The sequence below is a fragment of the Phaeovulum molybdatiresistens genome, from assembly GCF_023544865.1.
Lineage (GTDB): Bacteria > Pseudomonadota > Alphaproteobacteria > Rhodobacterales > Rhodobacteraceae > Pontitalea.
Genome location: NZ_JAMJFX010000017.1, coordinates 20,114 through 33,563 on the forward strand (window position 1 = coordinate 20,114; position 13,450 = coordinate 33,563).

General features: G+C 66.6%; 11 protein-coding genes. 1 reads left to right on the forward strand and 10 read right to left on the reverse strand.

The window, feature by feature from the left end; all coding sequences use genetic code 11:
• Positions 1-20: 20 nt before the first annotated feature.
• The 8 genes from MXB90_RS12095 to MXB90_RS12130 form a co-directional block, all read right to left on the reverse strand.
• Positions 21-1,259 carry an efflux RND transporter periplasmic adaptor subunit gene (locus MXB90_RS12095; protein WP_250045166.1) on the reverse strand — a complete coding sequence of 413 codons (1,239 nt, stop codon included), beginning with the start codon at positions 1,257-1,259 and terminating at the stop codon, positions 21-23.
• A gap of 17 nt (positions 1,260-1,276) precedes the next feature.
• On the reverse strand, positions 1,277-3,640 hold the full coding sequence (locus tag MXB90_RS12100) for an ABC transporter permease (protein WP_250045167.1): 2,364 nt from the start codon (positions 3,638-3,640) through the stop codon (positions 1,277-1,279).
• Entirely contained in the window at positions 3,640-4,380 is a 741-nt protein-coding gene (locus MXB90_RS12105) for an ABC transporter ATP-binding protein (protein ID WP_250045168.1), read from the reverse strand. Before MXB90_RS12105 ends, MXB90_RS12100 begins: the two co-directional genes overlap by 1 nt.
• 48 nt (positions 4,381-4,428) lie before the next feature.
• On the reverse strand, positions 4,429-5,343 hold the full coding sequence (locus tag MXB90_RS12110; RefSeq protein ID WP_250045170.1) for an ABC transporter permease: 915 nt from the start codon (positions 5,341-5,343) through the stop codon (positions 4,429-4,431).
• A complete protein-coding gene (locus tag MXB90_RS12115; RefSeq protein WP_250045172.1) occupies positions 5,336-6,343 on the reverse strand; it encodes an ABC transporter permease in 1,008 nt (335 codons plus the stop codon). The genes MXB90_RS12110 and MXB90_RS12115 overlap by 8 nt, the downstream gene beginning before the upstream one ends.
• 75 nt (positions 6,344-6,418) lie before the next feature.
• A complete protein-coding gene (locus MXB90_RS12120) occupies positions 6,419-8,122 on the reverse strand; it encodes a peptide ABC transporter substrate-binding protein (RefSeq protein WP_250045173.1) in 1,704 nt (567 codons plus the stop codon).
• A 1-nt stretch (position 8,123) separates the two neighbouring features.
• A complete protein-coding gene (locus MXB90_RS12125) occupies positions 8,124-9,227 on the reverse strand; it encodes an ABC transporter ATP-binding protein (protein WP_284040817.1) in 1,104 nt (367 codons plus the stop codon).
• Entirely contained in the window at positions 9,220-10,224 is a 1,005-nt protein-coding gene (locus MXB90_RS12130) for an ABC transporter ATP-binding protein (protein ID WP_250045175.1), read from the reverse strand. The genes MXB90_RS12125 and MXB90_RS12130 overlap by 8 nt, the downstream gene beginning before the upstream one ends.
• A 396-nt stretch (positions 10,225-10,620) precedes the next feature.
• On the opposite strand from MXB90_RS12130, the gene MXB90_RS12135 reads away from it, so the two are divergent.
• The gene (locus MXB90_RS12135) at positions 10,621-11,787 is read left to right on the forward strand and encodes a M20 aminoacylase family protein (RefSeq protein WP_250045177.1); all 1,167 of its coding nucleotides are present in this window, start codon (positions 10,621-10,623) and stop codon (positions 11,785-11,787) included.
• Between the two features lie 81 nt (positions 11,788-11,868).
• Here the strand turns inward: MXB90_RS12135 and MXB90_RS12140 are convergent, their stop codons facing one another.
• Together MXB90_RS12140 and moaA are read right to left on the reverse strand one after the other, a co-directional pair.
• Positions 11,869-12,276 carry a universal stress protein gene (locus tag MXB90_RS12140; RefSeq protein WP_250045181.1) on the reverse strand — a complete coding sequence of 136 codons (408 nt, stop codon included), beginning with the start codon at positions 12,274-12,276 and terminating at the stop codon, positions 11,869-11,871.
• Between the two features lie 79 nt (positions 12,277-12,355).
• Positions 12,356-13,372, reverse strand: coding sequence for a GTP 3',8-cyclase MoaA (gene moaA, locus MXB90_RS12145; RefSeq protein ID WP_250045189.1), 1,017 nt, complete (start codon positions 13,370-13,372; stop codon positions 12,356-12,358).
• Positions 13,373-13,450: the final 78 nt, after the last annotated feature.

The window sequence follows — 13,450 nt, forward strand, 5'->3', positions numbered from 1 at the left end:
GACCGGACGGGCGCGCGATGTCAGGGCCCGACGGGGCGCGGTGCGATCCGGGCGCCGTCGGTGATGCGGTTGCCGGGGTAGGCGACGACGCGGTCGCCTTCGGACAGCCCGGCCAGAACCTCGGCGCGGTCGGCCTGGATCTGGCCGATCGTGACCGGCACCAGCACCGCGCGCCCGTTCGTTTCACGAAACACCGCCCAGCCGCCTTCGTGGCGGAACAGCGCGCCCTGCGGCACCTGCAGCGCCTGCGGGCTGGACCAGATCACCACCCGCACGAACACCCGATAGCCATCGCCCAGACCTTCGCGCGCTTCGGGCGGTGACAGGATGTCCAGCTTCAGCCGCACGCGCTGTTCCTCGATCCCCAGCGCAGAAACGCGGGTGAAGGCGGCGGGCTCGATCCGGCGCACCTGCGCCCGCAGCGGGTCCGGCCCGCCCCAGCGTTCGATATGGGCAAGCGCCCCGGCGGCGACCTTGACCGCATCGGCCGACAGCAGATCGACCTCGATTTCCAGATCCTGCAGGTCGCCGATCGTCAGCAGCGGCTCACCCGCCTGCACCAGCCGCGCCGAGGGGTCGGCGACGGTCAGCACCCGGCCCGAATGCGGCGCGGTGATTTGCACGCAGCAATCGCCCGGGCCCGCATCAGGGCCGGCGGGCGCGGGCGCAACCAGTTGCGCCTGCATCCGGGCCAGCGTCGCGCGGTTCAGATCCAGTTCCGAGCGCGCCGCCTGCAGCGCGGCGGCGGCGGTGTCGCGCGCCTGCGTGGCCGCTTCCAGCGTGCGCGAGGCGATGATGCCGCGGTCCGACAGCGCCAGATTGCGGCGCAGTTCCGCCTCGGCATAGTCCAGATCGGCCTGGGCGTGGGACAGGTTCACCTCGGCCAGGCGCAGCGCGGCCTGGGCCTCGGTCACGGCGGCTTCGGCGGCGGCGCGGGCGCGGGCATCCAGAAAGGCGGGCTCGGCCGGGCTGATCACCGCCACCACCGTCTGCCCGCGCGTCACCGGATCGCCCACCTGCACCGGCATGCGCAGCGCCGCCCCCGTCAGCGGCGCGGTGACCAGATAGGGATCGCGCACCCGCGTCACGCCCTCGGCCTCGACCGTCACCTCCATCGGGGCCAGCGTAACCGCGGCCAGATCCACCGGCTCGGGCTTGGGCCACAGCGCCCAGGCCGCCAGCCCCGCCAATGCTGCGGCACCCAGCAGCGGCGCGATCAGGCGCAGCGCGGCAGTCTTGCGGGGCGGGCGGTCGGGCATGGTCGCTATCCTTTGCGTTATTCCTGCGCCTTCAGCGCCTGCACGATGTCGATCCGGTCCAGCCTGCGGCGCACCACCAGCGCCGCCGCCAGCGCCGTGACCAGCACGATCAGGCTGGCCGTGGCATAGGTCGATGTGTCGATCACCAGCGGCACGCTGACCACATCGGTGGATACGCCTGCCACGATCATCGCGGCAAATCCATAGCCCGCAAGCCAGCCCGGCGGGATCGCTGCCAGCGTCAGCCCCATCAATTCGCCCACCAGCACATAGCCCACCTCGGCCCGGCGAAAGCCCAGCACGCGCAGGCTGGCCAGGTCATGGGCGCGCTGTGACAGCTGGATGCGCGCGGCATTATAGATCACGCCGATGGTGATCAGCATCCCCAGAACCGAATAGATCGTGGCCGAAATCCAAAGGTTTTCATTGATCGTCTGTTCGAACTGGCGGCGCACCTCGGTCCAGGTGACCAGGCCCGCGACGGCCGGCGTGGTCTTGACGGTGCGGTGCAGCGCGTCCATGCGGTCGGTATCGACCATCAGATGCAGCATGTTGACCTGCGGCGCGCTGCGCATCAGCGAAAACAGCGCCGTGCGGTCGATATGCGCCTCTTGCCCGACGGTCTGGCGGATCGTGCCGGCCAGCGGGATCGACCAGGTTTCGCGCGGGGGGGCCAGCGCCTCGACCTGCAGCATGTCGCCCGGGCGCAGGTCCAGCTTGCGGGCCAGCCCTTCAGGCAGGACCAGGCCCCGGGCGGGCAGGGCGACGGGGCGGCCATCGGTGTCCAGAAGCCGCGACAGATCGGTCTGCGCGGGCCGGGCATTCAGCGTCGACAGTTCCGACCGGGCCCCGTGGATCAGCCGCACCGGCAGGGCAAAGGCGCCTTCGGCGCGGATCACGCCGGGCAGGGCCAGCACATCCTGCACCGCCGCCTCATTGCGGGCCGACGACAGGATCAGCGTCACCTGCTGGCGGTTGGACTGGGCGAACATCTCATCCATCATCAGGTCCATCGCATCGAAGGTGCAAAACGACGCCACCAGCACCGCGACCGAGGCGGACACCCCGAACAGCGTGACACTGGCCCGCCCCGGCCAGCGCGCGACCGAGCGCAGGATCATCATCGTCGTCTGGCGCAGCCGGAACGTCCGGCCCAGCCCGTCCAGCCAGCCGCGCCGGAACAGCGGCGGGGCGGGCGGCGCCATCGCCACCGCCGGGGCCAGCCGCACCGAGGCGCGCACCGCGCGCAGCCCGCCCGCCGTGACCGTGGCCAGCGCCAGCGCCGCCGAAATGGCAAAGGGCCCCGGGCGCGGCTGATAGATCAGCCAGGGCAGGCGGAAGAACTCGGTGTAAAGCTCGGTCATGCGCTGGCCCAGCCACCAGCCCGCGGCCCAGCCAAACACGACCCCCAGCACCCCTATTCCCAGGCACAGCTTCAGATAATGCCAGCCGATCGCCCCGGTGGAATAGCCCACCGCCTTCAACAGCCCGATCTGGCGGCGTTCCAGCGCGATCAGCCGGCCCAGCACCATGTTCACCAGAAAGGCCGACACGATCAGGAAGATCGGCGGCAGGATATAGGCCAGCGCGGCCAGCTGGGTCATCTCGCTGTCCAGAAAGGCGTGCGAGGCGTGGCGCGCGCGCCCATAGCCGCCGGTGCCGCCATAGGGTGCCAGCAGCCGGTCCAAGGCGGCGATCACCGCTGCCTCATTGGCGCCGCGCGACAGGCGCAGGGTCAGGTCGTTGAAGGCCCCGTCCAGATCGGTGGCGGCGGCCAGCGGCGCCTCGGCCATCCACAGGATGCCGAAGCGCAGGTCATCGGGCATGATTGACCCCGCGCCCATCGTATAGATGAATTCGGGCGACAGCAGATGCCCGGTCACCACCAGTTCGCGGCGCTGGCCCTTGATCACGGCAGCAAAGCGGTCGCCGGGGCGCAGGCCATGGGCCTGGGCGAAGGGTTCATAAAGCGCCACCTCATCAGGGTGCAGCGGGTCGGGCAGGCGGCCGGCGCGCAACAAGGGCAGGTTCAGCGCCGGCGCCCCCGTGGTCGGCAACGACAGCACCCGCGCCGAAACGGGTTCGGCAAAGCCTTCCAGATCGACCAGCGCGGCGGCGATGATCCGCGCCTCCAGCGCGGCGACGCCGGGCAGGGCGGCGATATCGGGCAACAGGCTTTTCGTGGCACGGGTGGCGGCGGCAAAGACATCACCGAAGCGGTGACGCTCGTAATAAGCCTCGCGCGTGTCCATAAGCGAGGCGCGCGTGCCATTGGCCAGCACCAGCACCATCACCCCGCAGCCCAGCACCAGCGCAATCGCCAGCACCTGCGCCCAAAGACGGGCCAGATCGCGCAAGGCCTTGCGATCCAGCGCGCGCATTACCAACTGACCTGCGAAGGTGCGATGCGGGTTTCGTTCACCTCTTCGCGCGCGATCAGCCCGTCGGCCAGATAGATCACCCGATGCGCGATCTTCCGGATGCCCGCGTTATGGGTGATGATCGCGGTGGTGGTGCCCAGATCGCGGTTCACCTCGGCCAAGGCCTCCAGCACGGTGACGCCGGTGGCGCTGTCCAGCGCGCCGGTGGGTTCGTCGCACAGCAGCAGTTCGGGGCGCTTGCCGATGGCGCGCGCGATCGCCACGCGCTGTTGTTCGCCCCCCGACAATTCCGCCGGGAAATGATCCAGCCGGTGGCCCAGGCCCACGCGTTCCAGCGCTTCTTCGGGGCGCATCGGGTTTTGCGCGATCTCGGTCACCAGGGCCACATTCTCGCGCGCGGTCAGCGCGGGCATCAGGTTGTAGAACTGAAAGACGAAACCCACATGGTCGCGCCGGAACTGCGTCAGCGCGCGGTCGCTGGCATGGGTCAGGTCATGGTCGCGAAAGGTGATGCGGCCCGCCGTCGGCGTATCCAGCGCGCCCAGAATGTTCAGCAGCGTCGATTTGCCCGACCCCGAGGCGCCCAGCAGCACGACCATCTCGCCCTGAAACAGCGTCAGATCGACCCCGCGCAGCGCCTGCACCGTCACCGCGCCGGTGCGGTAGACCTTTGTCAGGCCCCGGGCGGACAGCACCGGGACGGGTTGGCGGGCGGGGGCTGCGGGGGCGGATTCCGTCATGACGTCAGCCTAGCAAGCCGATCCGCGCCGCGCCATTGCCAAGCGCGTTTAGCGCCCGCGGATACGTGGGTCCAGCGCATCGCGCAGCCCGTCGCCGATATAGTTGACCGACAGCACCGTCAGCGAAATCGCGATACCGGGAATGATGACGCGCCAAGGATACAGCTGCATCTGGTCGATCGCATCATACAAAAGCCGCCCCCAAGTGGGGAAATCCGGCGGGAAGCCCAGCCCCAGAAAGGACAGCGCGGATTCGGTGATGATCGCCGCGGCGATGCCCAGCGTGGCCGACACCATGATCGGCGACAGCACATTGGGCAACACGTGGCGCGTGACCATGCGCCGCGCGGGTGTGCCGATGGATCGTGCCGCCAGCACGAATTCGCGTTCCTTGATCGCCAGCACCTCACCGCGCACGATGCGGGCGGTCTGCATCCAGCTGGTGGCGCCGATGGCGCAGACGATCAGCAGAAAGATCCCGCCCTCGGGGCCGAAGCTGCGCGACAGCGGTTCGCGAAACAGCGTCACCATCAGCAACAGCAGCGGCAGCAGCGGCAGCGCCAGGAACAGATCGGTCAGCCGCATCAGCGGGCCTTCCAGCCGGCGGAAATACCCCGCCAGAACCCCGATCGTCGTGCCCAGCAGGATCGACAGCGACATCGCCGTCATCCCCACCGCGATCGACACCTTGCCCCCCGCCATCACCCGCGCCAGCAGATCGCGGCCCAGCTGATCGGTGCCAAGGGGATGGGCCGCCGAAAAGCCCTGGTTGCGCGCGCGCAGGTTCACCGTGGTGGGATCTATCGTCCAGATCAGCGGGCCGATCAGCACCGCGCCCAGGATCAGGGCAAAGACGGTCAGCCCGACAATGGCGCCCTTGTGGGTCTTGAACTGGTCCCAGACATCGCGCCACTGCGAACGCGGCGGGCGGGGCAGGGTCAGCGTGGCGGGGGCCTCAGTCATAGCGGATCCTCGGGTCCAGAATGCCATAAAGAAGATCGGCGATCAGGTTGAACAGCACGATCAGGATCGCGAATATGAAGGTCAGCGTCATGACCATCGGCAGGTCATTGGCATGGATCGATGAAATCAGCTGCTGGCCCAGGCCGTTCACCTTGAACACCTGTTCGGTGATGATCGCGCCGCCAAAGATCGTGGGCACGCCAAGCGCGATCACCGTGACCACCGGGATCATGGAATTGCGCAGCACATGGACCAGCACCACCACGCGTTCGCCAAGCCCCTTGGCGCGGGCGGTGCGCACATAATCCTGGCCCAGATTGTCCAGCATCGAGGCGCGCATGAACCGGCTGATCTGGGCGGCATTATAAAGCGCCAGCACCGTGACCGGCATCACCATCTGGCGCAGCTGCGCCTTGAAGCTGGCCCAGTCGGTCACCTTCAGCGTCGTGTCATAGACGGACGGAAACCACTGCAGCTTGACCGCAAAAACGATGATCAGCACCACGCCGGTAAAGAAGGTGGGCACCGAAAACCCCACCATCGAAACGAACGTGCCCAGATTGTCGAACCAGGAATATTGCCGATAGGCGGACAGAATGCCGATCGGCAGCGCGATCATCACCCCGATCAGATAGGCCAGCCCCACCACCATCAACGTCTGCGGCAGCCGTTCGGCGATGATCTGCATCACCGGCTGGCGCGACTGGAAGGAAATCACCCGCTGCATCCCCTCGCCCAGCGAGGTGCCGAACAGGTGATCAATCAGGTGCAGCGGTTCGACCCAGAAGAACTGCTTGAGCCAGAGCACGTAGCGCACATACCACGGGCTATCGAGGCCAAGGGCCGCGCGCATCTTTTCCTTGACGTCGGGCGGCACGGTCAGCGGCACATCGCCCAAGGGGTCGCCGGGGGCGGCCTCAAGCAGAAGAAAGATCACCAGGCTGATGATCAGCAGCGTCGGCACCGCGATCAGCAATCGGCGAAGGGTAAAGGTGAACATCGGCGCCTCGGGTCAGGGTCTGGCAAGGGGTGGGGGCGCGGGCAGATGGCCCGCCCGCGCCGCCCGGTCACAGGGTCACTTGATGCGATACCAGTCCGAGGCGTTCCACAGTTCGGAATCCCAGGTGTTCAGCACCACCCCGCCCAGCGTGTTGGCATGCGCCGACAGACGCCCGCGATCAACCAGCGGCACGACGACATAGCTGTCCTTGGTCAGCATGTCGTTCAGCGTCTTGGCAATCTCGGCGCGCTTGTCCATCTCGCGGGTTCTGACCAGTTCGGCCACCAGCGCGTCATAGGCCGGGTCGCAGAAGCGGTTGACGTTTTCGCCCTGCCACTGGGTTTCCGGGCGCGGCGCCTTTTCGCAGGTATATTGCGCCAGGTAGGGTTCGGGATCGGTGCCGTCGAAGTTGTTGGCATACATCTCGACATCGGCATAGAATTTCTGGAACGTGTCGGGGCTGCCCGCGTCGCCGCCGAAGAAGACCGAAGGATCGACGGTCTTCAGTTCAACCTCGACGCCGATATCGTTCCACCACTGCTTGATGATCGACTGGAAATCCTGCCGGATCGCATTGACCGAGGTCTGATACAGCAGGGCCAGCTTGCGCCCGTCCTTGTCGCGCACACCATCGCCATCGCTGTCGGTCCAGCCCGCTTCCTCCAGCAGCGCCTTGGCGCCTTCCACATCCTGGGTCAGACAGTCGGTATTGTCAGATGCGAAGAATTCCGGCGCCGGCACCAGGTTGCAGGTGGCGCGCCCGGCATTGCCATAACCGATTTCCACCAGGATCTGCCGGTCGATCGCCATCGACAGCGCCTTGCGCACGCGGATGTCGGACAGGATCGGATGGGGATGTTTCGCGGTGGCCCGTTCCCCTTCGGGCAGTTCGGGCGAGGGATCGGTCATGTTCATCTCGATCCGCTCGACCAGCGTGCCAAAGGCATTGACGAATTTGCCGGTGCCGCCCTGTTCCATCTGCGCCTGAATCTCCGGCGCGATCTGGGTGTTCCAGGCATAGTCGAATTCGCCGGTTTCCATCACCGCGCGCGCCGCCGCCGTGGCATCGCCCCCGCCCTTGACCAGCGCGGTCGCAAAGGCCGGCTTGGCCGGGTCGCGATAGTTCGGGTTGGCCTCCAGCATGACGGTGTCATTGGTACGGAATTCGGTCACCCGGAAGGGGCCGGTGCCGATCGGCTTGAAGTTCTGATCCGTGCAGCTGGACGCCGCCGGGCCAAGGCAATTCTGGAATTGCGCCTTTTGCAGGATGGGCGAGGTGGCGCCCACGAAGGCGGTAAAGGGGTTGGGCTTGGCGTCCTTGTAGGTGATCTTGACGGTCAGATCGTCTACGGCCTCGACCTTTTCGATGCCCTCATAGCGCGCCAGCTGCGCGCAGCCGCCTTCGGGATGCATGCAATATTCGGCGGTGAACACCGCGTCATGGGCGGTAAAGGGGCTGCCGTCGGACCACAGCAGGCCGGGGATCAGCTTCCAGGTGATCGACTTCATGTCCTCGGCAATGCCGCCGTTTTCCAGGGACGGGATTTCGGTCACCAGGCGCGGGATCACCTCGCCCTTTTCGTTGAAGCCGGCCAGCGGTTCCAGCACCAGGCTGCCCACCTCGACATCCTTCGTCCCCGAGGACAGATAGGCGTTCATCGTGGATACGGCCTGGGAATAAAGGATGCGCACCTCGCCATCGCTGCCGCGTTCGGCAAGGGCCGCGGGGGCAAAGGCCAGGCTTGCGGCCGCGCCCATCAGGGCGGTTTTCAGTTTCATGTCATTCTCCTTGTTGGATCGACGCAGCGTCTGTGCCGGGGCTGCCCCCGGCGGCCGCCGTTATGCCGGCGGTCTGGTTGTAAAGATGGCAGGCCACGAAGCGGCCCGGTTCCAGTTCGCGCAGATCGGGTTCGACCGTGCGGCAGACCGGCATCACCTTGGGGCAGCGGGTGCAGAAATTGCACCCCGGCGGCGGATTGGCGGGCGAGGGCACATCGCCCGTCAGGATGATCCGGCGGCGATGCGCCTCCAGCGCGGGGTCGGGTTCGGGCACGGCGGACAAAAGCGCCTGGGTATAGGGGTGCAGCGGCGCGCCATACAGCGCCTCACGCGGGGCCAGTTCGATGATCCGGCCCAGATACATCACCGCCACCCGGTCCGCGATATGGCGCACCATCGACAGATCATGGCTGATGAACAGATAGGTCAGGCCCAGCCGGTCCTGCAATTCTTCCAGCAGGTTGACCACCTGCGCCTGGATCGACACATCCAGCGCCGCGATCGGTTCGTCGCAGACGATGAACCGCGGGTTCAGCGCCAGCGCGCGGGCAATCCCGATGCGCTGGCGCTGGCCGCCGGAAAATTCATGCGGATAGCGGTTGGCGAAATCGCGGTTCAGGCCGACCTGGTCCATCAGCTCATAGATCCGGGCCAGCTTTTCGCCCCGCGTCAGGCGGGTGTGTTCCTCCAGCGGTTCGCCGATGATCGCGGCCACGGTCATGCGCGGGTTCAGGCTGGCCTGGGGATCCTGGAACACCATCTGCATCGCCGGGCGCAACTTGCGCAGCCGGTCCGGGGACGCGGCCAGCACGTCTTCGCCATCCAGCCGCACCGATCCGGCGGTGGGTTCGTAAAGCCGCAGGATCGCCCGCCCGCAGGTCGATTTCCCGCAGCCCGATTCCCCCACAAGGCCCAGCGTTTCGCCCTGCAGGATGTCGAAGGACACGTCATCGACCGCCTTCACATCGCCCACGCGCCGGCGCAGCACGCCTGCGGTGATCGGGAAATACATCCGCAGGCCCCTGACCTCGATCAACGGCTTGCGCGCGGCTTCGGGCGCCGTGGCTTGGGGCGTCACGGCTTGGGGCAGCGCGGTATCAGCCATCTTTCGGGGCATCCTTGTCGAAATCCCAAAAGCAGGCGGCGTCATGGCCGGGGCCTGCCGGGTAAAGCGGCGGGTTTTGCACGCAGCAGCGGGCAAAGGCCTGCGGGCAGCGGTTGGCAAAGGCGCAGGCCGCGGGGGCGGCGCGCAGGATCGGGGGCTGGCCTTCAATCACGCTAAGCTTTTCGGCCCGCGCGCCCCGCACCGAAGGAACGGTCTTCAAAAGCGCGCGCGTATAGGGGTGGCGGGGCCGGGTGAACAGGTCCTGCACCGGGGCCTGTTCGACGATCTGGCCGCCATACATCACCATCACCCGGTCCGCGATGCCCGCGATCACACCCAGATCATGGGTGATCCAGATGATCGCCATGCCCAGCTTGTGGCGCAGATCGCGCACCAGTTCCAGGATCTGCGCCTGGATCGTCACATCCAGCGCCGTCGTGGGTTCATCGGCGATCAGCACCTTGGGGTCGCAGGCCAGCGCGATCGCGATCATCACCCGTTGGCGCATGCCGCCGGAAAACTGATGCGGGTAATCCTTCAGCCGCCGCGCCGCATCGGGGATGCCGACCAGATCCAGCAATTCCGCCGCCCGGACCTGCGCCTGCGCGCGCGTCAGGCCCATATGCGTCATCAGCGGCTCGCGCAGCTGATAGCCCACGGTGAACACCGGGTTGAGCGAGGTCATCGGGTCCTGAAAGATGAAACCGATGCCGGCGCCACGCACACCGCGCAGATGATCGGCGCCGCAGGTCAACAGATCGGCGCCGTCGAACAGAACCTGACCCGCGCGCACATCGGCGGGGGGGGATGGCAAAAGGCCGATCAGCGACATCATCGTGACCGACTTGCCCGACCCCGATTCCCCCACCACGCCCAGCAATTCGCCGGGGCGCAGGTCAAAGCTGACGGAATTGACGGCATGAACCTCTCCGCCGCGGGTTCTGAAGACGGTCTTCAGCCCCCGGACAGACAGGACGGGCGCGACCCCATCCGGCATAAAACTCTCCCAGTAGTTTGTTTTATATAGTCTTTTTATTGTGGCCGTCTGCATGCCGGTATCCGGGCGACCTTGATCGATCCAGTGTCAGAGATTTTTTTCAATCGCGCAAGAATGTTTGTGTTAACGCTCTCGGTGACGTGGCGATGGGCGGAATGACGAAGGTTTCGGGCGATGTGCCGGTGCCAGATGCGCGAATCCTGCGGCTTTGCCGCAGCGGTCGGGCGGGGTGGCGGATGGCGGGGGCGGGGCCCCGGGGCAAAGGCCCGGGGGAATCACCCACCGCCAGCGCGGCGCCCGCCGCGCGGGGCCTTGCGGCGGGGCGGGCTTTGTAACAGGCTGACCGCAGGGGCGCGACCGACGCCCGCCAGAACCACCCGACAGGAGAGAGTGACGATGCCCGTCAAGAACCGCTTTGCCGAACTGCTGCCCGAAATCACCGCCTGGCGCCGGGATTTCCACGAACACCCCGAACTGTTGTTCGATGTCCACCGCACCGCCGACAAGGTGGCCGGGCTTTTGCGCAGCTTTGGCTGCGATGAGGTGGTCGAGGGGATCGGGCGCACCGGCGTTGTGGGCGTGATCCGGGGCCGCAGCGACACCAGGGGCCGGGTGATCGGCCTGCGCGCCGACATGGACGCGCTGCCCATCCATGAGGCGACGGGCCTGCCGCATGCCTCGAAAACGCCCGGGAAGATGCATGCCTGCGGCCATGACGGGCATACCGCGATGCTGCTGGGTGCGGCGAAATACCTGGCCGAGACGCGCAATTTCGACGGCACCGCCGTGGTGATCTTCCAGCCCGCCGAAGAGGGCGGCGGCGGCGGGCGCGAAATGGTGGCGGATGGCCTGATGGACCGCTTCGGCGTGCAAGAGGTCTACGGCATGCACAACATGCCCGGCATCCCGGTGGGCCATTTCCACATCCGCGAAGGCGCGATGATGGCTGCGGCCGATCAGTTCGAGATCACCGTGACCGGCAAGGGCGGCCATGCGGCCAAGCCGCATGAATGTGTCGATACCACGCTGGTGGCCAGCCATATCGTGATCGCGCTGCAATCCATCGCCAGCCGCAATGTCGACCCGCTGAAACAGGTGGTCGTGTCGGTCTGCACCTTCCGCACCGAAACCCAGGCGCATAACGTCATCCCCCAGACCGTGCTGCTGCGCGGCACCGTGCGGACCATGGACCCCGAAGTGCAGGATCACGTCGAGGGCCGGGTGAAGGCGATTGCCGAGGGCACGGCCCAGACCTTTGGCGCCGTGGCGGATGTGACCTATATGCGCGGCTATCCGGTGACGATGAACAGCCCCGAAAACACCCGCTTCGCCGCCGATGTGGCGCGCGCCGTTTCGGGCCAGGTCGACGAAAACACCGCGCCGCTGATGGGGGCCGAGGATTTCAGCTTCATGCTGAACGAACGCCCCGGGGCCTATATCTTTCTGGGCAATGGCGACACGGCCAGCGTGCATCACCCGGCCTATGATTTCGACGACAACGCCATCCCGTTCGGATCGTCCTGGTATGCCGGCATGGTCGAGGCACGGATGCCCGCGGCCTGAAGGGGCCTGCCGGGCCAAGCGTCACGCGGGGCAAGGGTGCGCGCCGGGGAACCGACGCGCATTCCGTTCAGGCGTATCGTGTCAGCGCAGCACCATCACCGAACAGGGCGCATGGCGCACGACCCGCGCCGCGGTCGATCCCATCAGGTAATCCTGCAGGCCGGGCCGGTGCGAGTCGATCACGATGCAGTCATTGCCATTGGCGGACACCCAATCCAGGATCTCGGCGGCGGCATGGCCCTGGGTGATCGCGCCCACGCCATTGGCAAAGCCGGCGGCCAGCTGGTCCAGTTCGGCCTGAATGCTTTTGCGCAGGTCGCTGGAATAGCCCTCGGGCATGTAGCTGATGGCATAGCCGGGCACTTCCATCATCACGTGCAGCAGCGTCACCCGGGCATCGGGCGCGGCCAGCGCACGCGCCGCGGTCAGCGCGGCCTCGGGGCTGTGGCTGTCGTCAAGTGCGATCGGAACAAGGATATTTTTGTACATGTCGGTCCTCCTTCGGGGGCAGTCTGCCGCATGCTGGCACATCCGCCTAGTGCAAATCCTTGATCGAGGTCAGGAAAGATCAGCCGCCCGTATGGCTCATGTGGCGCGACATCTGGCCTGCGACCTGCTGGCGCGAATAGTCGAAGTCATGGCCCTTGGGCTTGCGCGCGATGGCGGCCCGGATCGCGTCGATCAGGGCCGCATCATCGGCACTGGCGCGCAGCGGTGCGCGCAGATCGGCCATGTCTTCCTGGCCCAGGCACATGAACAGCTCGCCCGTGCAGGTGACCCGCACCCGGTTGCAGCTTTCGCAGAAATTATGCGTCAGCGGCGTGATGAAGCCGATCCTCTGCCCCGTTTCCTCCAGCCGGACATAGCGGGCGGGGCCGCCGGTGCGGTCCGCCAGATCGGTCAGCGTAAAGCGTTCGGCCAGCCGCGCGCGCAGATCCTTCAGCGGCCAATACTGATCCAGCCGCATCTCCTCGCCCATCTCGCCCATCGGCATGACCTCGATGAAGGTCAGGTCATGGCCCTCGGCGCCGCACCAATCGACCAGGCGGAACAGCTCATCTTCGTTAAAGCCTTTCAGCGCGACCGCGTTGATCTTGACGCGCATCCCCGCCGCGGTGGCGGCGCGGATGCCATCCAGCACCTGCGGCAGCCTGCCCCAGCGGGTGATCTGGGCAAATTTTGCCTCATCCAGCGTATCAAGCGAGACGTTGATCCGGCGCACCCCGACCGCCGCCAGGTCGGCGGCAAAGCGGGTCAGCTGGCTGCCATTCGTGGTCAGCGTCAGTTCCGACAACGCGCCCGTATCCAGATGCCGCGCGATGCGGCGGAAAAAGGTCATGATGTCCTTGCGCACCAGCGGTTCCCCGCCGGTGATGCGCAGCTTCTTCACCCCCAGCCCGATGAAGGCGCTGCACAGGCGGTCAAGTTCCTCCAGCGTGAGAAGGTCTTTTTTCGGCAGGAACTGCATGTGTTCGGCCATGCAATAGGTGCAGCGGAAATCGCAGCGATCGGTGACCGACACCCGCAGATAGGTGATCGGACGCGCGAAGGGATCGATAAGCGGGGCGGCGGTGGTCTGTATCATGCCGACAAGTTAGGTCTGCGGGGGCCGCACAGCAAGGGTGAAACCGCCGGGGGGGACCCCGCGCGATTGCCCGTGCCG

Bases quoted from the DNA above. Each gene is read 5' to 3' on its own strand.
- MXB90_RS12095 (WP_250045166.1), bottom strand. From the start codon at position 1,259: ATGCCCGACCGCCCGCCCCGCAAGACTGCCGCGCTGCGCCTGATCGCG.
- MXB90_RS12100 (WP_250045167.1), bottom strand. From the start codon at position 3,640: ATGCGCGCGCTGGATCGCAAGGCCTTGCGCGATCTGGCCCGTCTTTGG.
- MXB90_RS12105 (WP_250045168.1), bottom strand. From the start codon at position 4,380: ATGACGGAATCCGCCCCCGCAGCCCCCGCCCGCCAACCCGTCCCGGTG.
- MXB90_RS12110 (WP_250045170.1), bottom strand. From the start codon at position 5,343: ATGACTGAGGCCCCCGCCACGCTGACCCTGCCCCGCCCGCCGCGTTCG.
- MXB90_RS12115 (WP_250045172.1), bottom strand. From the start codon at position 6,343: ATGTTCACCTTTACCCTTCGCCGATTGCTGATCGCGGTGCCGACGCTG.
- MXB90_RS12120 (WP_250045173.1), bottom strand. From the start codon at position 8,122: ATGAAACTGAAAACCGCCCTGATGGGCGCGGCCGCAAGCCTGGCCTTT.
- MXB90_RS12125 (WP_284040817.1), bottom strand. From the start codon at position 9,227: ATGGCTGATACCGCGCTGCCCCAAGCCGTGACGCCCCAAGCCACGGCG.
- MXB90_RS12130 (WP_250045175.1), bottom strand. From the start codon at position 10,224: ATGCCGGATGGGGTCGCGCCCGTCCTGTCTGTCCGGGGGCTGAAGACC.
- MXB90_RS12135 (WP_250045177.1), top strand. From the start codon at position 10,621: ATGCCCGTCAAGAACCGCTTTGCCGAACTGCTGCCCGAAATCACCGCC.
- MXB90_RS12140 (WP_250045181.1), bottom strand. From the start codon at position 12,276: ATGTACAAAAATATCCTTGTTCCGATCGCACTTGACGACAGCCACAGC.
- moaA (WP_250045189.1), bottom strand. From the start codon at position 13,372: ATGATACAGACCACCGCCGCCCCGCTTATCGATCCCTTCGCGCGTCCG.